The organism is Paenibacillus solisilvae (genome assembly GCF_042656405.1).
Classification (GTDB): domain Bacteria; phylum Bacillota; class Bacilli; order Paenibacillales; family Paenibacillaceae; genus Paenibacillus_Z; species Paenibacillus_Z solisilvae.
Genome location: NZ_JBHSOW010000030.1, coordinates 108,183 through 133,833, shown reverse-complemented (window position 1 = coordinate 133,833; position 25,651 = coordinate 108,183). Strand labels below are relative to the sequence as shown.

Genomic DNA, 25,651 nt, shown 5'->3' with positions numbered 1-25,651 from the left:
TTTAAGGTTCTTTTGCATGAATGATGGGCCCCGAATCTCTTGGCCAATCCACCCCGATAGGACATTCCCGTCGGGATTCGTCGGTCAGGCAGCTGCTGCGGCAGCAACCGCGATTTTTGCTTTTTTACGAATCAGGATTGTGAATGGGATGGCTGCAACCGCAATGAAGGTTGCTACCAGGAATACATCATTAACACTCATGGTAAAGGAAAGCATCGGTATAGCGGTCTCGGCATCTTTGCCTTCTTTGGTCAACTCGGTCATATGTGTAACCGTATGTGATGCAAGCAGTGTCGTGAACAATGCAATCGCAAACGACCCTCCGACGTTACGCACCCAATTGGTGACGGAGGAAGCATGGCCGACCATGGCCGGCTCAATTTCTTCCATGCCGGCTGTGCTTGTCGCAGCCGCAGCGAAGGAAACGCCAAGATTACGAACAGTCATCCACATAATGATGTAGAAATGCGAAACGCCCGTGGATAGCTGAGTCAATTCATAGCTGCCAATGACAATCAGGATAATGCCCACGATTGACATCCACTTCGCTCCTAAACGCGGATAAAGCTTACCTGCAATCGGCATAGCCATTGCCATAATAAGGGATGCCGGCAGCAGAATAAGCCCCGTATCCATCGGCGAAATGCTTTGTACATTTTGAAGAAATAACGGCACTAGCAGTGTACCGGAATAAAGACTGATGGTAATGATCGTATTCGCAACAAGCGTAATGGAAAACCGCCCATTGCGGAATACGCGAAGATCAAGCAGCGGATGCTTGGTTGACAGCTCACGAACGATAAACAGGATCAGCATGAGCGCGCCGAAGCCGAATAGTCCAAGCGTTTTGAAGGATTCCCAGCCCCATTGACGGCCTTGGCTCAGCGCAATGAGTACGGACACACTGCTCAAAACAACCGTTATGAGCCCTAACTTATCCAGAGATTTGGCAGCTGAGATCCGATAGCCGGGAATCATCCAGATAATAAATAGAATCGCGATAACTCCGATTGGCACGTTAATGAAAAATAACCATTTCCAGCTGAGCTGTTGAATCAGCCAGCCGCTGATCGTTGGACCGAATGCCGGCGCGAGCATTGCGGACAAGCCCCAAATACTAACGGCAAACGGCTGCTTTTCCTTCGGAATAACCTGGAAGATAATCGTCATCGTTGCCGGAACGATTAGACCCGTGAATAAGCCTTGAAGAATACGGAAAGTGATTAAGGATTCAATATTCCATGCAAAGCCGCACAGCAGGGAGAAAATCACAAAACCAACCATTGCAAATAAATAGACCTTCTTATAGCCCATCCGATCACCCAAATACCCGGTTAACGGTGCTATTGTGCCCAGCGAGAGCATAAAGCCGGTTAACGTCCACTGGACCACGCTCAGCTCCGAGTGAAAGTCTGTGATGAGAATCGGCAGGGCGATGTTGATCATGCTGATACCTAGGATACTGAGAAAAGCGCCAAAGAAAATGGCAGTCATAATCGGCCAGAAACGGACATTCTTGATTTCTGTTGCAGTCATTCAGGTTCTCTCCTCATCGTTATTATAGGATCTCTTACGACCCATTCTCTTAAAGCCTAAGTCATATCGAATTGATTGTATTGTATCTGAAATGATATATAAAGTAAACTCATTTATACAGTTTTAGTTTACTTTGATTATCCGGTTTATTTTTACTGCCGGTTTGTGTATACTGTCCATTAGAAAGCGAGTGTGATGCTTGATGGATACGAATGAAGCACAAGGCTGCCGCTACACCGATGAGTCGACCAAAACGAAATATGTCGCCAAGCTGCTCCACCCTTTCAAGACAAACGGATTTCAACATATCCGGATGGATGATATCGCAAAATATATGGATCTTTCCAAGGCTACTTTATATAAATATTTCCCTTCCAGAGATGAGATTTTCGAGCGTTTAGCCGAACTATTCATCACATATATCGTGGGCGGTGAGGAACAGGCGTCGGAAGGCGACCAGGCGCTGATCAAAGGTTTCCAAACCTCATTTGCACAATCTCTAGTAATTGCAAACTACGGTACGGAAGTCTTCTATCAGGATATGCGTGAGATTTATCCTATTTTAATGGGGAAGATCGACGTGGCGGTCAGCATGCGGAATGAGCGGCTGCGGAAATTTTACGAGAACGGAATGAAGGAAGGCTTGTTCAACCCGCTGAATGCAGTCATATTGATTCTGCAGGATGATCTTATGTTCAGGCATCTGTTAGATCCGGTCTATCTCATGAAGAATAATCTGACGCTTCGAAATGCGATCCACGACTACTACCAGATAAAGAAGCTGCAGATGTTCACTCCGGAACTTTATGCAACTACCGATGATGCGGAAATGTTAACCCGGATTGAATATCTCGTCCGTAAGGTTTCTTACGGCGTATAAATAGAGAAGAACCCTGCCCTTTGTTGACGAGGGGCAGGGTTTTCGTTTCTTCAGGCGCCAAACAGGCAGCACCGCAATTGGCAATTACTAGCTTCGCCTATGTAAGAGCTATGCTTTCTCCGCCTGCGGCTTCAGCAAAGCGTTCAAATGCTCCAGCAGGCTGCCTCCACCGGTCAGTGAAATGGTTCCGATCTTCTCGCAGATTTTCTCTAAGAACTCCAGCTCCTTCAGGCGAAATAACGTCTGATTCTCATCCATGAGCTTCGCTGTGTTCAATAGGCTTCGGGTTGAGGCGGTTTCTTCTCTGCGCGTGATCAGATTCGCCTGTGCCCGCTTCTCCGCCAGCAGCACCGTATTCAGAATGTCTTTGATATCGCCGGGCAGAATAATATCCTTGAGTCCGGACGAGAGAAACTCCACCCCATAATCAGCTTGCTTCCCATGCAGACTCGAAAGGACAAATACTGCAATTTCCTGTTTCATTCGCAGCAGGTCATCCAGCTTAAGCGTGCCGACATATTCCCGCAGGATCAATTGCAGCAGGATATACATTTGCTCCTCAAAAGACCGGATACGCAGTGTCTTGAGAGGATCGACAATTTTATACTGACAGACGAAATTCAGCCTTAACGGCACCTTATCCTCAGTCATGATTTCCTGCCCGGTCATATCAAGCTGCTGCTTGCGCATGTCTAAGGTTTTGACGGTGACGGACACCGGGCTTTTCCAGAATACATAACGTCCTGGCTCCAATTCCCTCTGCAGCACATGATTATAGTACAGAACACCTGCCTCATGCTCTGCCACATCCATGATCTGCACGTATCCGCTAAGCTTCGGTACGATTGCAGGATCAATATCGGGCGACAGCTCCGGCTTGCGAAGGTCAACCCTCACGAATCGATTCTGCTTATAGAGGTTCCAGAACGCGTATTTCCCTGATGTCAGCACCCCTAAGAACTTACCGTCCTCATAGCGAAGTGCAAGCTCTCCATCCGGCACGTCAATGACGTCCAGATCTTGAAGCAGCTGGTCATCCTTCAGGAATAACAGCAGGTCCTTCCCAGCGATGGCAAAAGGCTTGGTTACATCGAGAATTTCTACCTTACTGCCTGACAACGGGGAAAATCTGTAGGTACCTGGCTGCAAATATCGCTTATAACTTCCTTTGGTAAATTGAATGCCGCGCTGGTCGGTTTGAATCGTTACTTTATGAAACATACTGACCTACCTCCTCTACTATATATTGGTCTCTTCCTGGCGGGCGGCGGACCGCGAGGAAGCATGAGATTAACCATGGGGATCGCAGCCCCGGAGCCCTCCCAAGAAAAAGGAACGGAGGAATGCTTTAGAAAGCAGATATTTCGCCCTGAGAGTGGAAGCGGAGCTAGAGCTGCATTTGCCTTTCCTACAGACATACACAGCTGCCAGCTTGCTCACCCCTCTGCGGAGGAAATGTTCTTCTCCCGGTATCCGCATCCTGCAAAGTTCTCACTTGGCGCCCCATCTGCAGCAGGCTGAAGGCTCCAGGCTGGATCTGACAAAGCTTTGATGTTCTCGATTTACAGTCGAGTACTACACCATAGATCCCGGCCAAGGCGAGCAGGGAATCGAACCCCTTTAATTGGAGCTTGCTGAGCTGCCAGTCTTACAGCACACCGGCACAGATCCTGCGCCGGTACTGCGGGATTATTCAGAAATCCTCGCCTAAGGTAAGCTGGTCAACCTCTCACCAAGCAATTGTTCGTATGAGGAACAATCTCATTATCAGGTATTAGCGATGCATTGAACACGGTGAAAGTATGGCGACAATAAGAAGAACGTCAAACGCCGTCCTCGCACTTGAGAAGCATTGAGCTTTCCATCAGAACTGTCATAAGTTTAGATGCGGGCAATTCTTCCGATAAACAAAAAAGGCAGCCGCTTACGCGGCTGCCTCACCCTCAATTATTAATGAAACTGACATATTCAAGCATTCTTCTCAGGATGACCACAGCTTGCGCCCGAGTGGCATTCGACTTGGGCCCAAACGTACTGGGAGTGCTGCCGCCCATTAACCCGGCGTATTAAACGTCGAATGCTGTGAAGGCAAAAGAATAACCACGTCAGCCTCTGACGTGGTTATCCGAACGACTTGTTTGCTGGCGGCGCTGCTCATTTTACAAGCGATTGCACCTGTACAGCGCATACCTTGAAGCCCGGCATGCGGCAGGTTGGATCGAGTGCCTGATTGGTAATCTTGTTGACGTTCTGAATGTCCCCCCAGTGCATAGGAACGAAGACTGTATCCTCCCTGATCTGGGTCGTGTGCCTGCTCCTTACAACAATGCTTCCTCGTTTGGACTCGAGCCTTACCAAGGCTGCATCCTCGATCCGGTATTTCTTCGCTGTCTTGGGGTGAATCTCCATGAAGGATTCGAAGCTCCTGGCAGCAAGCGTTGCGCTTCTGCGTGTCTGTACACCGGTCAGATAATGCGAGAGCACCCGTCCCGTCGTCAGATACAAAGGAAACTCAGCGCTTACCTGCTCGGCCGGGAAGTGATTATCCACGGAAATCAGCTCCGCCCGTCCGTCTGGATGAGCAAACCTCTGTTCAAAAAGCCTTTTTTCTCCTGAGTGATCCACGCTTGGACATGGCCAGTAAACACCTTCCTCTTTACGCAGCCGGTCATAGGTAATCCCATAATAATCCGCAATTCCTCCGCGGCTTGCAACGCGAAGCTCTTCAAAAATCGACTCTGCAGTCGAATATGGAAAATAAGCTTCCGCTCCAAGCTGGCTTGCAATACCGCAGAGAATCTCCCAATCATGCTTCGATTCTCCAAGTGCCGCCCGGCTCTCTTCTCTTAGCAGGACACGGCCTTCAAGATTCGTTAATGTACCGCCGTTCTCTAAATAAGATGAAGTCGGGAGCACCAAATCTGCAATTAAGGCCGTCTCCGACAGGAACATATCAGCGACAACAAGAAATTGAAGCTTACGCAGGCCCTCTTCAACGAAATTCGCATTGGGATTCGAAACGACCGGGTTAGAGCCCATTACAAGCAGCGCCCGGATCTCTTCCGCGTGTATCTTCTCCATCATCTCATAGGCCGATACGCCTTTTCCCGGCAAGTCATCCACATGCACGCCCCATACGCCAGCGATATAAGCACGGTCGGCTGGATTCTCAATCGAACGATAGCCCGGGAGCTGATCGGCCTTCTGCCCGTGCTCTCTGCCGCCTTGGCCGTTCCCCTGTCCGGTTATCGCTCCATAGCCGCAGCCTTCTCTGCCAATCTTCCCTGTCACGAGCACCATATTAAGAAAATTACGTACCGCCATATAACCGTCCGTCTGCTGCTCTACGCCGCGGGCGGTGAAGACCATCCCCGTAGCAGCTTTACCGAATAACTCCGCAGCCTGGCGGATCTGTGCTGCCGGTACGCCTGTTATCTCTGCAAGGTGATCCAGGCTGAGCTCCGATATATGCTGCTTAAGGTCTTGATACCCCTTCGTACGGCTGTCGATAAACGATTCATTCGCGTAACCCTCTTCAATTAGCACCTTCAGCATCCCGTTCACCAGTGCAGCATCCATCCCTGGCTTTACCTTCAGATGCAAATCCGCTTTTTCCGTCGTTCCTGTGTTTCTAGGATCGATAGCAATGATGACAGCGCCATTCTCCTTCGCCCGATCAAAATACGGCATAAGCGTCGGCTGACATTCGGCAATATTCGTTCCGGCCAAAATAATACATTTGGCCAGCGGAATCTCAGACAGCTGATTCGTTAATCCCCGGTCGATTCCGAAGGCTTTGTTGACTGCGGAAGCGGCTGCAGACATGCAGAAGCGCCCGTTATAATCAATGTATTTGGAGCGAAGCGCCACTCTTGCAAACTTACCCAGAAGGTAAGCAGATTCATTTGTAAGGGAGCCTCCGCCGTAAACACCGATTGAATCTCTGCCGTACTGCTGCTGAAGCGCTGTAACATTCGTTTTAATGAGCCGGTACGCTTCTTCCCAGCTTACCCGCTCAAGCTTTCCGCCGATTCTGGCCATCGGATAGGTCAAACGGCTGCTGCTGAGCGCATGCTGATAGGCATTCATCCCTTTTATGCATAATCTGCCTTCCGATGCCGCATTGGGCTTAGGTTGAACCGTGTACGTGCTGCGAAGCTGACCGGGATGTTCAATGATCTGCATTTTACACTGAACGCTGCAGAACGGGCATTGCGTATCCATAATATGATCGTGATCAGAGCTGGAAACTGGTGGTGCGGAATGACTGAATGGTTCCTTCATAAGCGGCTTCATGGGATCACCTCGCTGCTGCAGCCGTCTGCTGCGTAATGGTTGGTAGAATAGCTTCAGCTTCTTCATCTATTGAAAATAAGGACAGGTCCAAACGTTTATTGAATTGTTCAACATGGGCCGGGTCGAATAACATCTCTCTGATATGCAGAAGCCCCACTCGCTCCATCCACTGGGCGACCTGCTCCATATAATGCGCGCTTTCCCGGTAATATTGCAAAAAGGCAGACGTGAAATCGATCAGCTCCGCCGCATCGACTACCGTGCACAGCAGCTGTCCGGCCATCACCTGGCGTTCAGCGCTTCCGCCTACATGCAGCTCCCATCCGCCGGGAACCCCGACTATTCCAATATCCTTGGCCAGAGAACCTGCGCTGTGATAGGGGCTTGCAGATACGCTGATCGTGATCTGACTAGGCAGCTGCAGTCCTTCTATCCTTCTCTCCAAAGCAGCTCCTAATTGAAGCGAATCTTGAAAAGCACCCTTTTCATATGGAAATCCGCTTGATGTTCCTATGGTTTGAATCAATTTGCCGTAGATGAACGCCGGCCGGCCTGCTTGCTTCGGTTCAAACTCACTTTTCACAGCCTGATAATCATCAGCCAGGATGCCTTGCAGGCTGAGCATAGGACCGTTCGAGAGCTTCACAAGCGGAATACGGTATCTGTCGACGACATCAGCAATTTGTCTTAACTGCTCCGAGGATGTTACTCCGCCGTACATACGTGGCATAATGGCATAAGATCCATCTGCTTGAAGCCCTTCATTGGATATGCTTTGAGCTTCCTTAGGCAGATTTCTGCCATGTACAGCCAGATAATAGGTCAATGCCGGCGAACAAATCTTACAGCCTTGGGCAGCTGACCAATTCAATGCGGAACGGATATCGGCAGCCTCGGCGAAGTCATGCTTCTGAATTTCTTCAATAACTTCTTCATGGCTATAATCCGTGCAGCTGCAGATTGTCTCTTTCTCTTCCTGAACACCTGAGCCATGCTGCTTAAAATAATCCAATATATGTCCAACAAGAGGTTTGCAGCTCCCGCATGAGCTGGAGGCCTTCGTGCATTTCTTGATTTCATCAACCGTTTGGAGTCCATGCTCTTGTATAGCCTGCAAAATTGATCCTTTGGAAACTCCGTTACAGGCGCAAACCTGCTCTTTATCCGACATCGCGGCAATTTTAGCTTCATTCGACTCTTGACCTGAAGCGGAAGACATGCTCTCTTTCTCGTAGACAGAGAAATCCTTGCCCTGCTTAATCATGCTGAACAGTTGAGGGCCCTCGCTAATATCTCCGAATAACACGGCTCCGACGATTTTCCCGTCGCGCACCACGATTTTCTTATAGGTATTGCGGATACCGTCATACCACTTGAGCGACTTCACTTCTTTGCTGTCCATAAATTCACCGGCCGAGAATACATCAACACCCGAAACCTTCAACTGCGTTGCTGTGATGGAGCCGTGATAACCATCATTTTGGATTCCGCACATGGTTTGGGCCAGAATCTTTCCCTGCTCATAGAGCGGTGCAACTAACCCGTAAACCGTTCCCCGGTGCTCTGCACATTCGCCAACGGCATAGATATTCGGCACATCGGTCTGCATATAATCATTTACCAGAATTGCCCGGTTCGTTCCAATTCCGCTATCCTTAGCCAGTTGAACATTAGGTCTAACCCCTACAGCCATAACAAGAAGATCCGCGTTCGTTTTCGTTCCGTCCTTAAATTTCAACCCCACGACGCGGCTTCGTCCGATTATTTCCTCCGAATGCTTCTCCAGGAGGAACCGCATCCCTTGCTTCTCAAGCTCATCTTGAAGCATTTTCCCGGCTGTTGCATCAAGCTGCCTATCCATGAGACTCCCGTGGATATGAACGACATCTACCTGCATGCCCAGATTCAGCAGCCCTCTGGCAGCCTCTAAACCAAGCAGACCACCGCCGATAACGACAGCCTTATCGTGCTTCTTAGCGGTCTCCACCATCGTTTCGCAATCCCGGATATCACGAAAAGCGGTGACACCCTGCTTGTTCGCACCCGGCAGAGGCAGCATGAATGGCAGTGATCCCGTAGCGATAATCAGCTCATCATAATCCACTTTCCGACCGGATTCCGTGGTCAACAGCCGTTTTTTCGAATCGAGCTTTACAACGGCTTCATTGGTATAGAGCTTGATTTGGTTATCCTCATACCATTTCCAATCATTAATCGTTATATCATCAATAGAAGTATCACCCTGAAGAACCTTGGACAGCAGAATACGGTTATAGTTCGGATGAGGCTCCTTCCCGAATATCGTTATTTCAAAAGCTTCCCGATTTATATTCAGAATCTCTTCCACACAGCGTACTCCCGCCATGCCGTTCCCAATCACAACCAATTTGCGTCTCTCCATGATTATGCCCCCCATCAAGCCGTAGCAATGAAGCCTTATTCGCAAAAGTCATATAACCTTACACATAAATAGATCTCTATCTTATATGTTAGATTTTATAACATATTTATGTTGATTACAAACGATATTCGTCACAATTCTATTGGTTTATTTTGTTCGGGGATTCACAGCATCTGATAAAGTCAGAATTTCTGTCATTGAACAGCAAGAAGCCAAGATCCGACGATAGGATCTTGGCTTCTTCATGCTTAAACTTCTTTATCCAATCGTACTCCACCGATTGCGGTATTGATCTAAACGCGGATGAATGCTCCTGGGCTCAGAGAGCAATAACAGCCGGATTCTACTGATCCAGTCTTCAAAGATGGACAATGAAGCGAAAAAATTCGCCATCTCCGGTGTGACACAGATAAAATGAGGAGCAGGCAGCGTTTCCGTCAAATGCCGCAGTGCAGAATCGATCGGCGCATATTTTTTCCGTTTGCCTTCCCAGGTATCAATGCCAGCTAAGCTGCCGCTTCTTGCCTGAATCCATTCCTCGAGCCGTTTTTCCCGTTTATAGTAGGCGCTTACCGGTTCTGCTGACATCCTCTTCATGGTTTGCTCATGTATCAGATACAGCACCAGCTTCGTGAATGCATGACTGATTGCATGCTCAGCAGCGAGATCCAATTCCTCATACGTCGTATGTTCAAAGGAATCATAGTAGATCAAGGTACCTTTTTCCTGTTCTGGCGGGGGCTCATAGCCATATGGAACCTTCGTATACATGCAGCTGCTTTCCTCCTTCAATAAGCGACGACAATTTGAAAAGCATCCCTTTGAAACATTTGGGTGTAGCATGCCCACAATGCTTCGAATTAACTCGGGACCGCGGCAGGAACAGGAGCTTCTGGATCGAACGCTGCTTTCTCTTCGTGAGAGCTATGCTTCCGCTATTTGCGGAGGTTCAACCGGGTAGAGCCTCTTTCCCCATAACGTCTGCAGCACGACAAGCAATCCGCCAATAATCCAATAAAGCGGGATCGCAGACGGCATCGAGAATGAGAATATTCCCATCATGAGCGGGGATAGGTAGATGAGCCATCCCATTCCTTTGGGTCCGTTTAACGAATCCATACTCTGCTGAGATACTTTAGCCTGAAGAAGATAAACTGCCGCAGCCAAAATAGGCAATATCACATCAGGCGCTCCAAGTTGAAACCAAAGGAAGCGGTGCTGCGCCAATTCAGGCGTCATTCGTATGGCATAATACAATCCCGATAGAATAGGAATTTGCAGCAGCATGGGCAGGCAGCCCATTGAAAGCGGACTATATCCATGCTTGCTGTACAAGGCCATCGTCTCCTGCTGCTGATTGCGCATGGATTCGGCGTCCTTGGTTCCATCATATTTTGCTTTGATTGCCAGAATCTCCGGCTGCATGCGGTTCATCTTCATTCTCATCGCCTGCTGAGACTTGTACTGAAGCATCATGAACGGCAATAGAGCTGAGCGGACCAGTACCGTGATCGCAATCAATGCAAGACCGTAGCTTCCGTCAAACCACCCGGCAAAATGGCCAATCAGCCAAGAAAACGGGAAAACGATATAGTGATTAAACAATCCGGGCGTATGCGAGTCGACTGTACCGTTTATTCCGCATCCGCTTAAAATCATCATGAGTATGAAGCATACTGCAAGCATGATCAAACGGGATGCTGAAAAGCCATTCTTACTCCAAATTACTGCAGCATTATTGGGGCTCCCCCCGTTATTCTCCTGAAATGCGGCGCGGTGCTTGTTCGATTCTTCGTGTGAATCCATTGTTTCCATCGTCCTCCCTGTTGAGCTTGATCATCTTCGTTCAACAGGGAACTGCAGGCTGATGAATCATCATCCGGTGATTCTTTGCGCTTGATTTGACGGGTAAGACGGTTTATACGTATATGAAAAATAGCAATTGAAGGCTTGGTTAGCCTTGGTAAAGAAAGAGAAGCTGAGCTGGCTGCTATCCCGTAATCTGTACCCGCCGCCGGCAGTATGTGCAAATAGAGATAGGCAAAGGAAAAGATGACGCCGATCGACATCAAATAGGCTAATGCATCATGAAGCTCGAACAATAGATCACCTCCTTCTAACCTTGTACGCTTCCTTCCAGTATAAAGTTCCCTCTAGTCACGCGCCTGCTGCCAGAGACTGAACGATTCGTCATTCTCTAGACCGAGGTCGCTAATGAAATATTGGGTTTAAACGCCTTGAACCTTTACCTGTGAAGCTCTGCTGCGGATTCGAATTGCCATTAGAGATGCAAACAGGCACACGAATCCCGCAATAACAAAAGGAACGGTATAGCTGCCAAGAATGTCCCTCATGACGCCTGCTCCATAGGCTGCAACTGATGCGCCTGCCTGGTGAGCGACAACGATCCAACCAAATATCATTCCGGCTTTCTCTTTGCCAAATGTATCTGATGTCAGCTTAGCGGTCGGCGGAACCGTAGCGATCCAATCCAGTCCATAGAAAACGGCAAAAATCGTCAGCTGCGTATATCCCATACCCAGCGCCTGGGGCAAGTAAATTAATGAAAGCCCGCGAAGACCATAATACCAGAAGAGCAGCCATCTGCTGTCAAAACGGTCGCTGAGCCAGCCCGACAAAGTCGTTCCTATGAGATCGAACAATCCCATTAAGGAGAGCAGACCCGCTGCTGTAACGATTGGAATCGCAAAATCCCCGCAGGCCGGAATGAGATGCGTTCCGATTAGGCCGTTAGTCGAGAAGCCGCATAAGAAGAAAGTCCCGGCCAGCAGCCAGAATGTTAAGCTTTTAGCTGCAGAGCTAAGAGCGAGTATCGGTGATAAGAATAAGTTGCCGATGAATGGAGCGGGCTTGACGACTTCCGAAGTGCCAAGAGGCGCGCTGCCGACATCATAAGGATGATTCCTCATCCAGATGGAAACGATAGGAATTAGGAGGACAAGAACTGCAACCACGGCATAAACGGCAGAGCGCCAGCCGATATCACTCGTTATTTTGGCGAGCAGCGGAAGAAATAGCAATTGACCTGTAGCGGCGCTTGCAGTAAGCATACCAATAACCAAACCTTTATACTTTACAAACCAACGGTTGGCAATGGTCACACCGAGCACATTAGCTAATGAACCGGTTCCGATCCCAACCAGTACTCCCCACAACAGAACCATCTGCCAGATCGCAGTCATGAGCGGAGTGAGCGATAAACTGATAATAAGTAAAATCATTGAGAACACCATAATTCTGCGAATGCCGAACCTAGCCATTATTGCCGCCGAGAACGGCCCCATCAAGCCATACAACAGAATCCGGATCGATACGGCTCCTGAAACCGCGCCGCGGTCCCAGCCAAATTCCTTTTCCAGCGGCTGCATCAGCACGCTGGGTACGGAACTGATTGCCGCCGATACCAACAGAGTTAAGAATACGATGGCTACGACAACCCAGCCGTAATAAAGTTTAGATGATGATTGCTTCTTCATGCTTTGTAACTCCTTATTCATTTAAATTTTGTTTGTACATACAAATAACAAAAGTATAATATATTTCATTGCTATCAATTTGACAAGCCTTTTCCCTTGGGTCATGCACCCCTTTCTTCTATTTTGTATGTACAACAAATATATAAGCTGTTTTCATTATTGTCAATTTTTTTATGACCTTATAAGTACAAACACCAAAGCGATTAAAGTCATCCCGCGGGGAGTCGTCCTGCGGGGAGTCGTCCATAGAAACATTTCCAGTATAAGAATATAAATATGCTCAACAGCCACCAAACCGACGAATACAGCAGCAATCATGACGGCTTCCTCCTCCATTCCTTCATTCTGACCATTATTCTAGCATAGCGAAGGCATTCCATGTAAAAGCCCTCTAATAGCGAAATTAGAGGGCTCTTGAATGATCACATAAGAAAGTAATGTAACGTTCCTGTATGACATAATTTGCTGAACTTTCCGGCTGTCTACGATGATCTCGCTAAGGTTTTCCCTAATTAGAACATACTGGCTTTGGTCGTATCCGGACACCACCTGGAGGTCCGGTAATAGCGAAGCAGAACCTCTACCGCCTCCCCTATCCGCAGCTGCGAAAGCGCCTCAAAGGCATACGCCCGAACATACCGGTCGTTACTGCTGAGCGCCTCTTCCAATGCTGTGACAACTTCGACTGCCTCGCCATGTTTGCCGATTCGTAACAGCGAAAGCGCAGCCGTATAGCCAAGCTTGTTCTTAATGTAGTCCTGGTTGGGAGAATAAGCGTTTGTCGATTCAGTCTGCGCTTCCTCCTTCTCGCTGCGTACCGAGATCTCGAGCAAATGCGCAAGTGCAGATACCGCTTCGGCCGAAGGGTTTACCAGCATCCCCAGCGCTTCAGCTGCATTCCGGCGAACCCACTGGCTATCATCCGATAAACCAGCCGTCAGAGCTGCGGTGATCCGATCATTGGAGCAACTCAGCATTCCCAGCGAGAAGCAGGCCAATGCCCGTCTTCTGTCATCTGCATGGCGCAACCGTTCGATTAATCCTTGAACTGCAATCTCGCCGGCCGCTTGAATTCCGTACGCAGCACGCAGCGCAGCCAAATTTGATCCTGAATCTAAGATGTCCAGCAGCTCTCGGACGCCGACCTCGCCACGTCCTGCAAGCTCATAAACCGCATTTAATGCGTCATCTTCCGATGCATCCTGAGCCAACCGGGCGAGCTCGATAACCGAATTGTCCTCCCTGCTTGCTTCCTTAACCGGTGCTTGTTCGCCCCGCATCCAATTCCAGATACTCTCCCACAGAGCTGTGCGGGACACGGAACCTGCCTCGGGAACCGGCATTGTCTTACTTGTATTGTTCCAGCTGGGCCCACTTGGCGTTTGCCGTCTGGCGAATTGAAATTTGAGCATATACCGGTCTAACGCGGATACGTTCTGTGACGCTTTATGCCATAGATCGAAATGAACGAGAACCATTGTGCCCGCAGGTCCGGTCGGCAGCAGGAATTCCTTCTCATGCCCTGGAAACTTCTCATTATATTGGGAGCCGGGCATAATAGCCGTTGGACCAAGCTCAGTCGTAATATCTTGTGTATAATAGAAAATCATTGCCCACCATGGTCTGTGGCTTCGCATCGCGCTCCAATAGCCGTCCTTATGCCATTCCCCGCCGCCCGGGTTCTGATTGCCTGGCGAGTTGTAATGACAATGACGATGTGGATGCAGATAATAGTCCGGACCCAGAACGCTGGTTAGTGCCCCCTTGACGACCGGCGTTTCAAAAAATGCCTGAATGTCGGGCACTCGGGGTAAAATATTGTTTCCCGGATTCCCTTCATGAACCAACACTTCATTAATTCGCTGCATAACCTTTTTGTGAAGCGATCCCGGAAGATCATTATGAAGGACCAAGTAGCCCTGTGTGATAAACTGCATCATTTGATCATCATTCAATAATTGCTCCATATCGTTCATATCGTTCATATCATTCACTCTCCACTCCAGCTTGTATTTACAGTTCTAAATGTAAACGAAGAGTTGACCGATGTATTTAGCGAGTGATCCTATATTTGCACAATAGTCGGATTAATTTTCAACCAGATCAGATACGGCGGTGAAATCCATGGACTTTTCAAACTTGCATCCCTATGTTTATTACGCAACCCGCTACCCCTTCTCCAAGGGGCAGGCCAGCTTACAGCGAATTTGTTATACAAGCTCAATTTATCTGATCAGCGAGGGCTTCGGAAAACTGCAAACCGGCGGACGAACCTATAAGGCGGTGCCCGGCTCGCTGGTTTATATGCCTGCAGGCCAGCTTCATGATTGGGTTGCGGATGACCAAGACCCGATGGTTCATATCTGCTGTTATTTTGATTGGCAGCATGTGGATCGAAGCGCTGCATTCGAATGGTCGAGCCCGATATGCTACCGGCCCGAGCTGCTGCAGCATCATCTCATCGGTCCGCTCTTTCCTTATGAGCTGCCGCAAATCACGGTGGTAGAGTCCCTCCGCGTCTGGACGGATCTCTTCCAAAGCTTCTATAAGTCCGGGGAATATACAAGCGACAAAACCTTCATGCGAAACTTGAAGATTCAGCGGAACTTCCAGGATTTCATCGATTATTTCTTGAAATTCATGCTCAAAAATACGCATATGCAGGACCCGCGGATTGACAAGCTGCTTGACCGGATGGAACAGGATCTGCTGAGCGGCGCCCCGCGTCCTTTGGAGGTCTACTACGAAAGCCTGAATATGAGCAGGGGGCATTTCTTTGAGATTTTCAAAAAAGTAACCGGCTACTCACCCGTCCAGTACATTAATCATTTCCGCATTGGCCGGGCGCGGGAGGATTTGCTCCACACCCAGCTGAGTATTACAGAAATAGCCGAAAAATATCATTTCAGCTCTGTACATTACTTCTCGCGTTTGTTTCACAAGCAGATCGGACTCTCCCCTCGTGCTTTTCGGGTATCCGAATAAGAATAGGTCTTGGAATACTGGATTCCAAGACCTATCCGACTATCAACAGAGCTTATTCAATTTCCGTTACCTCGGAAGACTCCGTTAGCTCTAATTCAACAACCGTATCCGTTTCATCCGGCAGCGCAAAACTAAAATGCTCGGGTACTGAAAAGTTAAAAAAAGCATCATCAGTGTACTGCTTTGCGCTCCATGGCTTGCTGATATGAAGCTCGGACCCATCCGCTAGCAATCTGGCCCGTTTAATCTTTCCATTCAGACCCCTTAAATTAATAGGTCCGATACTTTCCTCGAAAATATGAGCGTAAAGCTTGTTCCCCCTTTGCGTGTAGCGTCCCCATTCCGGCTTATCAAGCCCTGCCTTGACGCAGCCGTATATACTTGCTCGGTTCTTGGACATCCACTGTCCAACCTCAGCCAAAACGCGCAATGACTTTTGCGGGATGGCCCCCTTTGCATCAGGACCGATGTTCACGAGGAGATTGCCGTTCTTACTCACGCATTCCACTAACTTGCGCACGATGACTTTAGCTGATTTATAATGTCCGTTCGGGTTGTAGCCCCAGTCGTTATTAAGGGTAATGCAAGCCTCCCAAGGAAGCGGATTGCCTGCCTCATCCTGCACGCCTTCGGGAGGAATGATCTGCTCTGGCGAAGCGAAGTCTCCCGAATACAGCTGCGGATTGTCCGAGTAAATGCTTCCACCCTGCTCGCCGCTCGCATCCAGCCGATTATCGACGATAATATGGGGCTGCAGCGAACGAATCATTTCCATGAGCTTCGTAGCCTGCCACTTCTCGCCGACCATTTCCCCATAAGAAAAATCAAACCACATGATATCGATCCTGCCGTAGTTCGTGAGAAGCTCGCGAACTTGTCCATGCATGTAGGTTAAGTAGCTGCCGAAGGTTTCCGGGTCACGCTTGAACGCCTCGTTATTTCGCATTGGGTGAATGGGATCGCCATAAGCGGGATAATCCGGATGATGCCAGTCGATTAATGAATAGTACAAGCCTACCTTTAACCCTTCTGCGCGGAAAGCGTCGAGAAATTCCCTGACCAGATCCCGCTTGGCCTGTGTGTTGGTTGATTTATATGCAGTAAGCCCGCTGTCAAACAAACAAAAACCATCATGATGCTTCGCCGTCAGCACGGCATATTTCATCCCCGCCTGCTTGGCGGCTCTTGCCCATTGCTTCGGATCGTATTGATCCGGATTAAACTCTTCAAAGTAGGGTTGATAGTCTTCCACGCTTATTTGCTCCATGCTGCGAACCCACTCGCCTCTAGCCGGAATAGCATAGAGCCCCCAATGTATGAACATACCGAACCGGTCTTCCTGAAACCATTTTGTTCGCTCCGTACGCTGCGCAATGATAGAATGAGCCGCCTTCGTTGTCATAGAGGTAGTACTCCCTTCATCGTTTACGAGTATATTAGAATTCCCCCTCATTGTAGCAAGCGAATGCTGTAATAAATAGGAATAAAACTAACCATTAAGTGGCTAAAACTAACTAGTTCGCACTTTCAGCACTAGTTCAATAAATCTGACTATGGTACAAATGCGATTGCGATAAATGCAAACTCGATATCCTGTTACTAACCTTGAATCATTTGCAGCCTAGATACACCTCAACTCAATCCGGAGAAGCTTACATCAAAGCGCTGTTCACAGAAACGAAGCTGCAATCCGACATCCTGAAGGAAATCACGCAGGCTGCTGCCGTTATCGAACAGAATCCCCTGCATAGCATACTTTCATCGGAAGCTAGCTTTTATACATAGAGAAAACAGCCCTCTTCAGCTGACAGCAGCGTAACTCTATATCGTTAGCTCAACGATCAGCGGATGCTGACAATCAATGACCACATCCGGCAGCAGATGGATCGCATTCTCCGCAATCTGGTAATGAACAGCATGCTTATCCAGCCGGATATGGCTGATTTTTGCAATCACCTCTGAAGAGAGTCTAAGAACACCCAGATTCAGCTTACCGCCAAGCACCTTAATATTGACCTCATCATCCCCAATTTCGAAGGTCCCCCATCCCGAATCCAATGACCACAAGGTGCGGAATACGCTTCCAGTATACGGAACCGGATGAAAGCCCACCAATCTCTCGGTCAAATTATATTCGAAGCCGCTGTATGCATGGAGCAAGGAATAACTCGCCATGGAACGCGCATAGTTGCTGCCGCATTCAATCTCGTTCCAAGGATTTCGTTTCTCGCCGTCATAACGGTCACGAATGGCTGTAACTATGGAAAGGCCTTCTTCAATGAGACCTTCTTGAATCATATGCGCGGCAGCCTGATACTCAAAGCCTGTCATCGTTTCCGAATTATAAGTTAATGGAATTGCCGGTTTGACAGAGCCCTGAGGCCATGTACAAATCACCAAGCCCCCTTCATCATTCAGGGAGAATAATCTCCAGGTATTCGCTTCATTCCGCATGTTCGCCTTAAAGTTATTTTGATACAGCGATTTTAAGGCTTGCCGTGTTTGCTCTTTGTCGAAAATCTCACCCAATCCGCATAAATTCGCATGCCACTGCGCGACAACCTGATCGATTACACAGCCCTCCGCAATCTGATATTTGATTTGTCCCGTTTCCTTATTCCAGTAGCCGTCCACGGCTTCAACGCCAAAGCGCTCAATCGCCCCATAACTGGACAAGTCCAGCTGCTGACTATAATACTCACCGTTGAATAATTCACGATCGACCCATTGTTTGCCTGATTGAAAGATCCGATCGTACATTTCAGCGGTTTCATGCTCGCCCAGATAAGCTGCTATCTCCGCACCCGCCTTGAGAGCAGCCAGATAAAATCCGCTTAGCCAAGAATTCGGGCCGTAGAGTTCCATATCCAGCGTATGATGCTGCCTCCCTTCCAATACCCCCTTCTTCTTGGGGTCCCACTTATCTTCATTGCTGTCTGCCCATGCGTATTCAATGGACTGCTTGATGGCTTGCCAATTGGATAAGAGCCATTTTGTATCTCCTGAGATTTTCCAATCCCGGTACGCCTTGATGACACCTCCAAATTGACCGTCTGCACAAGCATGGAAATCCGGCCTTTCACGGCCTACCGGCAGCATGAGGCGAAATGACATTCTCCCATCCTCGCGCCTGTTATATTGAAAATCTAAATCACGCATGCTGCGCTCCAGCTTCGGGAAGAGGAACGGCAGAGCATATGCGTAATTCCAGACATGCGTGCAGGAACCTTCGCAGCAGCCTTTATCCTCGATGCACCCTTCGAAGCCATAGAATGAGCCATCGGTCAATCTCAAGCATGTCGCTGATTTCAAAACGGATAAATTAGCCGAAACCGCTTCTTTCACCACTTCCGGCAAAGTAGATGAGAAGAGCGCCTCTTTAAACCTTAGCGTCTCCATGTACAGCCGATCCCAATGAGTCATAGAATAGATGGCGCTTGCCTCAGAATCTTCAAAGAGACTGGAATAGTAGTTTGTCCAGGCATGGCTGCCAGACTTTGCCGGATTCCAGTAATTATTCATATTCGGATAATTCCAGCTTATTAAGAATCGGACCTTTTGCTTGTCTTTAGGAGCTACTTCTACATGTGCAGCTAAAGATCCCGTATCCTTATGTCTTGGATGAGGAGCTTCCTCTACTCCATAATGCCGATTCTGAACCCGGCCGGCTTTCGTGAAATCATGCCAATACATTTCGAGGTTATCGCACCAGCCTCCGCGGTACCAAAACTCCTGATAGCTGGCTTCGGCAGCGTCAGTCGCAATGCTAATATCCCCATATTGCAGATGATCGGAGTTGAACTGATTGGAAGTGAGGCTGAGCAGATGAAGCTTCTTATCCTTAGAAACTTCCCTACAGTTGTATGCGTGTATGATGCGATCCGATGGCATTTGATTTTGAACCGCCAGATTGATTGTATAGGCGATGGTTTGGTCTGTTATGTTCTCGATTTCCCATTCAAAAAAAGCGGCAGGTATGCTTGATTCGGTATCATTCAGCGGAATGAGAGGGTTGAATGCAAGCAGGCTGATTAATCCGGGAAAACAAGGATCGGCCATGGTCAGGTTAGCCAGCGGATACTCTCCGATAAATTCAACCTCTTGAAAATGAGGCATCCCCGCCATCGTCTGGCTCTCCGGTCCAAAACCATAACCGCTGTGCAGAGGGCCTCCCCTTACATGCTCGCCCACATAAGGTGCCTGCAAATCGCCGTTCAATACCCGGCAGTCCAGCACTTCACCCTCCCGTTCTGCCTTTATAGCGAAATGGCTAAAACCGTTAAAGCTCTTTTTGTTAGGGCGATTGAATATCTCCCAATCAATAAGCCTCCCATTACCCGCCAATCCAATGGAACCGCTGCCTATTCCGCCAAGCGGAAAGCTGATTTCTTTCGTTTTTGGCCCTTTATAAACCTTTTTCATCTTTTCAGCCTTCTTCCCCAATTAGCGATGGTATACTCGTTAAACCGGAGTATGCCATAATCATAGGTGAATTCCCTTCTAAATTCTTTGTAGAATGAGCTTGATATTTTTGTGGAAAACAGGTGAGATTCTTCTCTTGGAGGTATTGGAGGAATGAGAATAGAAAGTTTGGATGCCGCACCTTATATACGGAGTGCAGATTACGCGATTCGCCCCCCTTTCTTGCTGGGTGAACGTAATTTGCTGGATTATATTATTTTCTATGTCCAGGAGGGTGTGTTTGAACTTGAGGTGAACCGATGCTTACATGTGCTGAAGGAAGGCGATTTGTGCTTGCTGCAGCCGGGGGATGTTCATACGATCAAAGGGATAACGAATACGATAAACCCTTATGTGCATCTTGATTTCTTTTATCATTCTTCCAGAGAGAGCAGTTTCATTACCCTTCCCGGGCAGGTGGATATGACGCCATATTCATCGCTCATGCAGCCAAGACTGAATGCATGCGAGCATTTTCAGATTCCGCTCGTGCTGGAGACGGATCATCCTCATCAAATGCGCGATCTCTTGTTCAAAATCATTGAAAGCTGGCAGCTGCAGAGTTATATCGGCATCCTCGATGCCCATCAGTATGCCTATCAATGGTATACCGCACTCATTAAGCAATACATGAAGCCCCAGACTAGCCCGGTGTCCTCCAAGCCCTTTCTGAACTGGATCACCTCTTATTTTGCCTTTCATATATCGGAGCCCATTACCGTAAGCGATATGGCCAAGAGAGCCGGACTTTCATCTTCACGCTTCACCGTTCTGTTCAAGGAGCATTTTGGGATAACGCCTTATCAATATCTGCTCAAAATCCGAATCGAGCATGCACGGGAATTGCTGCGTAAAGGGGAGGCCATCCAAACCGTCAGTGAATACTGCGGATTTACGGATGTCCATCAATTCTCCAAGACGTTTAAAGCCATCAGCGGCTTAACCCCTGGACGATTTAAGCAGCAGGGAAAATAAACAAGCAGAGCCGGCAAGGATGCTGCTGATTCTGCTTGTTATCAAGCATAAATCCCCTGCATGCTTCAAGCGATAAGCTTGGCGATTATGAAGGCAATGCCTGCCGCTGCCCCGCCTACAAGCGTAGTTTGCCAAGCGCTTTTGATGGGTGCAGAGCCGGTAAACTTCCCTTTCACATAACCGAAAACAAACAAGGCGATTAACGTAATGATCACAGAAAGATATAAGGCTGTATCCGGCGTTTGAACTAGCATATATGGAGATAAAGGAATGATTCCGCCTACAATATAAGATAATCCGATCGTAATCGAACTATTGCGCGCCCGCCTCGGATCAGGCTCCTCAAGACCGAGTTCATGCTTCATCATAAAATCGACCCAGCGATCCGGATCCGCGCTGATCGACTCCACTGCCGAGGAAATGACCGGCTCAGGCAGCGCCCAGCCGCGTAAAATTTCCGCCACTTCTTCTCTTTCATACTCCGGGAGCTCAATGATCTCCCGCCGTTCTCGCGCAAGTTCCGATAAATAATGTTCCCGTTCTGTCCGCGCTGCAAGATATCCCCCGAGTCCCATCGCAATGGAGCCTGCTGCTATTTCTGCCATACCGGCAATAACAACTAAGCTGGTATTGGATACTGTTCCGGATAATCCTGCAGCCAGCGCAAACGGAACGGTTAAACCATCCGCCATACCGATTACGATATCCCGGATAAAATCGGTCGCCATGAAATGCTGCTCTTCATGGGCTTTTTGCTGAATGTCATTCGTATCCCGCTCCATACTGGCACCTCCATCTCTTTCTACTATTCAGGATTGATAGTGAAAATCGTTATTAAATACCCTAAAATGGCACATGCCGCTAACGTCATTACGTTAGCAGCATGTATGTCTTACCATTCATTTATCTCCATTAATCATACCACATCTCTGGCTGAGAGTCTGATTAAGTATGTAATCGTGTAGTCTGGCTGTCTCTTTGCAGATTAATATATCTTATTTTAAATATACAATATGACCCTTAGGATAGGTAATTCGAAGGTTAAAAATCACTTCTCGCAATCTATTTATAGGCATGATAGATCAAGCTATAATGATTATGTAGGATAATGTTGTATTTTGTAGAAAGAAAGCGAACGACTGGCAGCCGCTTTATGTTCGATCACGTCAAAAGGGGTATATCACTTTGAAAAACGAGTCAGTCATTACAGGTTATGGAATCAAATTACCTAAGATTCAGAATCGTCATCATTTTGAACAGGTGCTGAAAAACGGGATTTGCACGCATTCTGTCGTCTCCGGCCTGGGGCCTAATAAGGAAAGCATGGTTTGCGGCATAATCGAAGAAGAGCTTGAAGAAGCACGGGATAAAGCATTGCGGGGATATCCAAGAGCCTGCCTGCTTGGGATCGCTGCGGCAAAAGAAGCCATCGAACTTGCTAAAATAAAAAACCCTCAGACTAGAGTTGCAGTCATAATGGGAACGTCCACTTCCAGCCTTCCTGAAATTGAGCAATGCTCCTATCGGTACAGGAATGGTCAGTATAAGAAAATAAGCGCATTAAACGCCGGAATGACGAATATTCACAGTCTTTCTTCAGGGGTAGCGAATTACTTAGGTTTGGGAAGCGGAAACCTTGTCACCACTATATCCAACGGCTGTTCATCAGGTTCGGATGCAATATTTCTGGGAAAAACTTTGCTGGAAAATGCTATAGTTGATCTATGTATTGTCGGTGCTTCAGAAACACCGCTCTGCGATTCCGCTATAGCCAGTTTCGCTAAACAAAAAGCAATCCGATTTAATGCTAAGATCGGGGAAACGGGCAACCCGTTCTCAAAAAATAACGGCTCGTTTGTCATTTCAGAGGGTGCTGCGGTGATTGTCCTGGAGAGGGAGAAGCAGGCCAAACAAGCAAACAAAGAGATATACGGCTACCTGACAGGCGCCGCTTCGAACAACGATGGCGTCAATATTCACCAGATGGACAAGACAGGCGCACAGTTATTCCGAACCTTCGAAGAAGCTGTTGGCGATAAAGTGATTACATATACCAATAGTCAGGCCTTAGGCTTAGACCTTCAAGACACAATTGAAGCAGCCAATCATCTGAAACTTTGCGGCACGCCTACACCGATTACATCCATAAAAGGTATGATCGGCCATCCTTTCGCAGCATCTGGCGTGGTACAGGTGATTTCAGCCCTATTAAGTATAAAAAATAAATATATTCCGCTTACCGCAAACAGTGATTTTTCCGGCTTTGAGCTATTTAACATTGTCAAAGAAACAACCTACTGCGATATTCAGCATGTTGCAGTCACTTCTCATGGATATGGCGGAAATAATAACACATTAGTGGTATCGAAAGAAGGTACAAGATGAGTTTCATACTCATGGCAGTCATGTCTTTGGTGCCTTTGTTTTTGGGATTGTCCAGCAAAGTGATGTTTAAGACGAAGCTGACCAACGCGATGGTCGTATTTATGATTTTTATGAGCTTATGGCAGCTCGATGTGTCTTTTCTGTACAGCGTAGATATCTTCAGCCAGGAAACGATATTTTTTCTCTTTAAATGTTTCCGGATCGGCTCGATCATGCTTCCTCCGGCTTTCTTATATGTCGGATATGTCGCCCTAAAATACCTCTCCGACGACAAAAAGAATTGGATGAGATGGATTATCAATAGATACACCATTATTGCTTATTATCTGTGGTCCCTCTTTATTTATTTGATCAATTGGTCATCGCTGGGTGTTCTCGGATTAAAAAAAATTCATGGATTGGGCGGCGCTAATTTTGTTCTCTATCCGCTCTACGGGGAGTGGAGCTTTCTATTTGCGTACCACATCAAGCTGTTGATTGTGAGTATTCTATTGACACTCTTAGCCAGCAGAAAAGTCATCGATAAATATGTCAAGTTCTTCCTGACCTTATTCAGTCTTGCCTTTATACTAACCTATGTAGTCGGAGTCTTAAACTTAAAACCGGCGACCTTTATTTATTCCAGCCAAATTGCTGTCATGTTCTTCTCCATCTTTGTGTTTTTCATTTTTGTTAATATGAGTACCAAGATGATTAAAGAGACAAGCCGAATTTTAAATCGAAAAGAACAAGAGAAACAAATTGAAATGACGACTACCGGTCTCATCCATGAAATTAAAAATCCGTTAACTATCGTCAAGGGATACTCCGATTTATTGGCTCGTGATAAAAAGCTGGATCAAACGTCCCAGGGGATGGTCAACAATATTCAAATCGCCGGATCACATATGAACAGTATTGTAAGTAATTACAAAGACTTCATTGCCAGCGGTAAACTGAATATTGAAGAAACGGATATTTTGGAGATTGTGAAAGAATCGATTTCATTAACTTCTATTCGAGCGGGAGAAGAAAATATTTCTATCCACTTCAGAGAAGGGAAATCGATTAAAGCTAAAATTGATAAAGATAAAATAAGACAGGTATTCATTAATCTCATCAATAACAGTATCGAGGCGATGCAGGGGAAAAAACAAAAAATAATCAAAATTAGAATCAAGAGACGCAACAATGATATCCATCTTGTATGTACCGACACCGGATCCGGCATACCTGAAGAGAAATGGAAGCAGATCTTTTCTCCTTTCCAATCCTCGAAGGAAGCAGGCAGAGGCCTTGGATTGTCGATCTGCCAACGAATCATTAATTCCCATGGCGGAAATATAGAGATCGCTAGAAGCAGTGAAAAAGGGACCGAAATTCGGATTTCGATCCCTATCGTTTGTTATGAACAGCTGATGCTGGATGAGTGAGGTAAGGTGCGTTCCTCAGGCTCCTAAATGAAGCGAGTCGACAGGGTTTGGAACGCCTGTGGCACCAGACTGCTCGAGATGCAGTGCTTGATCTGATCCGCCAGTTCTTCGTCGATTAAAGCCCGGATTGAATCTCTAAATCATACACAACATTACGATGGGCAACTCCGTAAGGAGCTATCCAATAAGTCATCGCCATCATTGCTCTTCTTTTCCTATCAAAGGCTAGATACCTGTTACACCTTGGCCTATACTGGAATTCGTACAGTTAAAAGAGTGCATTCCGCTTGAGGATGGCTCTATACTGCAATTCATACCGTTATATCGCCCCAAATGAACCTTAAGGTGCTCAAGCAGCCATTTGCAACTGGAAATTTCCAGTATAGCGCTCTTTTATACAACTAATAGTCCGAAATAGCTGTAAATATCCAGTATAGATACTCACACCGTCGCCGTGCATTCCGGATATACAGCAAATCATTCACACAACACATCAAAACCTCCCACTTCTGAGTTATTCGCAACAAACTATGAAGACGGATAAGAATCAGGAAAGTGCGGAGTTAAACCAAGACTTTGGCCGAAGAACTTCAGTAATCTTTCCTATCTTCGCACCGAACGGTCTAATAAACAAAAACCGGCATTTCTGCCGTATTTCTGCCGTTTTATTTGATGGATTCTGAGAAGGATCTTCTCATTCTGGTCCTGGTTACATTCGAATCTACAAGTTTCATCCTACGCCACTTTTGGGGGCAGATTCAATTCCGCCCGCATCAATTACATTCAAGCTTAATAACGATGAAGCATGTATACAGTTAGCTGC

18 protein-coding genes and 2 pseudogenes are annotated in these 25,651 nt (G+C 47.4%); 6 read left to right on the top strand and 14 right to left on the bottom strand.

The genetic code is table 11. The features are described 5' to 3' along the window. Positions 1-84: 84 nt before the first annotated feature. Positions 85-1,536, bottom strand: coding sequence for a DHA2 family efflux MFS transporter permease subunit (locus ACFPYJ_RS08620; RefSeq protein WP_379187689.1), 1,452 nt, complete (start codon positions 1,534-1,536; stop codon positions 85-87). A gap of 202 nt (positions 1,537-1,738) precedes the next feature. On the opposite strand from ACFPYJ_RS08620, the gene ACFPYJ_RS08615 reads away from it, so the two are divergent. Then, positions 1,739-2,416, top strand: a complete 678-nt coding sequence (locus tag ACFPYJ_RS08615; RefSeq protein ID WP_379187688.1) for a TetR/AcrR family transcriptional regulator — start codon at positions 1,739-1,741, stop codon at positions 2,414-2,416. Positions 2,417-2,524: 108 nt separating this feature from the next. On the opposite strand, the gene ACFPYJ_RS08610 is transcribed toward ACFPYJ_RS08615, so the two are convergent. From ACFPYJ_RS08610 to ACFPYJ_RS08565, 10 genes and pseudogenes are all read right to left on the bottom strand, one after another. Continuing rightward, the gene (locus tag ACFPYJ_RS08610; protein ID WP_379187687.1) at positions 2,525-3,637 is read right to left on the bottom strand and encodes a slipin family protein; all 1,113 of its coding nucleotides are present in this window, start codon (positions 3,635-3,637) and stop codon (positions 2,525-2,527) included. Positions 3,638-4,359: 722 nt separating this feature from the next. Beyond that, positions 4,360-4,473 (bottom strand): annotated as a pseudogene (locus tag ACFPYJ_RS08605) (hypothetical protein); the annotation flags it as partial. Between the two features lie 97 nt (positions 4,474-4,570). Beyond that, the gene (nasC, locus tag ACFPYJ_RS08600; protein ID WP_417629232.1) at positions 4,571-6,700 is read right to left on the bottom strand and encodes an assimilatory nitrate reductase catalytic subunit NasC; all 2,130 of its coding nucleotides are present in this window, start codon (positions 6,698-6,700) and stop codon (positions 4,571-4,573) included. A gap of 16 nt (positions 6,701-6,716) precedes the next feature. Further along, on the bottom strand, positions 6,717-9,113 hold the full coding sequence (nirB, locus tag ACFPYJ_RS08595; RefSeq protein WP_379187686.1) for a nitrite reductase large subunit NirB: 2,397 nt from the start codon (positions 9,111-9,113) through the stop codon (positions 6,717-6,719). Positions 9,114-9,371: 258 nt separating this feature from the next. Then, positions 9,372-9,884 (bottom strand): hypothetical protein, encoded by a 513-nt coding sequence (locus ACFPYJ_RS08590; RefSeq protein WP_379187685.1) that lies wholly within the window; start codon positions 9,882-9,884, stop codon positions 9,372-9,374. Between the two features lie 153 nt (positions 9,885-10,037). Next, positions 10,038-10,919, bottom strand: coding sequence for a membrane protein insertase YidC (yidC, locus tag ACFPYJ_RS08585; RefSeq protein ID WP_379187684.1), 882 nt, complete (start codon positions 10,917-10,919; stop codon positions 10,038-10,040). Then, positions 10,838-11,215: a hypothetical protein gene (locus ACFPYJ_RS08580; protein WP_379187683.1), complete on the bottom strand. Its 378-nt coding sequence runs from the start codon at positions 11,213-11,215 to the stop codon at positions 10,838-10,840. Before ACFPYJ_RS08580 ends, yidC begins: the two co-directional genes overlap by 82 nt. A 126-nt stretch (positions 11,216-11,341) precedes the next feature. After that, entirely contained in the window at positions 11,342-12,610 is a 1,269-nt protein-coding gene (locus tag ACFPYJ_RS08575) for an MFS transporter (protein WP_379187682.1), read from the bottom strand. Positions 12,611-12,781: 171 nt separating this feature from the next. Beyond that, a complete protein-coding gene (locus tag ACFPYJ_RS08570; RefSeq protein ID WP_379187681.1) occupies positions 12,782-12,928 on the bottom strand; it encodes a DUF1304 family protein in 147 nt (48 codons plus the stop codon). A 194-nt stretch (positions 12,929-13,122) separates the two neighbouring features. After that, the gene (locus tag ACFPYJ_RS08565; RefSeq protein ID WP_379187680.1) at positions 13,123-14,595 is read right to left on the bottom strand and encodes a HEAT repeat domain-containing protein; all 1,473 of its coding nucleotides are present in this window, start codon (positions 14,593-14,595) and stop codon (positions 13,123-13,125) included. A 139-nt stretch (positions 14,596-14,734) separates the two neighbouring features. Here ACFPYJ_RS08565 and ACFPYJ_RS08560 point away from each other — a divergent pair, with 139 nt between their 5' ends. After that, positions 14,735-15,595 (top strand): helix-turn-helix domain-containing protein, encoded by an 861-nt coding sequence (locus ACFPYJ_RS08560; protein ID WP_379187679.1) that lies wholly within the window; start codon positions 14,735-14,737, stop codon positions 15,593-15,595. Positions 15,596-15,647: 52 nt separating this feature from the next. Here ACFPYJ_RS08560 and ACFPYJ_RS08555 read toward each other — a convergent pair whose 3' ends face one another. Then, a complete protein-coding gene (locus ACFPYJ_RS08555) occupies positions 15,648-16,997 on the bottom strand; it encodes an alpha-L-fucosidase (protein WP_379187678.1) in 1,350 nt (449 codons plus the stop codon). Positions 16,998-17,170: 173 nt separating this feature from the next. Between ACFPYJ_RS08555 and ACFPYJ_RS08550 the strand changes: the two are divergent. Next, positions 17,171-17,380: pseudogene (locus tag ACFPYJ_RS08550) on the top strand (late competence development ComFB family protein); the annotation flags it as partial. Positions 17,381-17,416: 36 nt separating this feature from the next. Here the strand turns inward: ACFPYJ_RS08550 and ACFPYJ_RS08545 are convergent. After that, positions 17,417-20,017, bottom strand: coding sequence for a GH116 family glycosyl-hydrolase (locus ACFPYJ_RS08545; RefSeq protein ID WP_379187677.1), 2,601 nt, complete (start codon positions 20,015-20,017; stop codon positions 17,417-17,419). A gap of 153 nt (positions 20,018-20,170) precedes the next feature. On the opposite strand from ACFPYJ_RS08545, the gene ACFPYJ_RS08540 reads away from it, so the two are divergent. Continuing rightward, on the top strand, positions 20,171-21,031 hold the full coding sequence (locus tag ACFPYJ_RS08540) for a helix-turn-helix domain-containing protein (RefSeq protein WP_379187676.1): 861 nt from the start codon (positions 20,171-20,173) through the stop codon (positions 21,029-21,031). Positions 21,032-21,096: 65 nt separating this feature from the next. On the opposite strand, the gene ACFPYJ_RS08535 is transcribed toward ACFPYJ_RS08540, so the two are convergent. Continuing rightward, positions 21,097-21,813: a VIT1/CCC1 transporter family protein gene (locus ACFPYJ_RS08535; RefSeq protein ID WP_379187675.1), complete on the bottom strand. Its 717-nt coding sequence runs from the start codon at positions 21,811-21,813 to the stop codon at positions 21,097-21,099. Between the two features lie 403 nt (positions 21,814-22,216). On the opposite strand from ACFPYJ_RS08535, the gene ACFPYJ_RS08530 reads away from it, so the two are divergent. Both ACFPYJ_RS08530 and ACFPYJ_RS08525 read left to right on the top strand, forming a co-directional pair. Then, a complete protein-coding gene (locus tag ACFPYJ_RS08530) occupies positions 22,217-23,416 on the top strand; it encodes a beta-ketoacyl synthase N-terminal-like domain-containing protein (RefSeq protein WP_379187674.1) in 1,200 nt (399 codons plus the stop codon). Next, positions 23,413-24,828, top strand: a complete 1,416-nt coding sequence (locus tag ACFPYJ_RS08525; RefSeq protein WP_379187673.1) for a sensor histidine kinase — start codon at positions 23,413-23,415, stop codon at positions 24,826-24,828. The genes ACFPYJ_RS08530 and ACFPYJ_RS08525 overlap by 4 nt, the downstream gene beginning before the upstream one ends. Positions 24,829-25,651 lie beyond the last annotated feature (823 nt).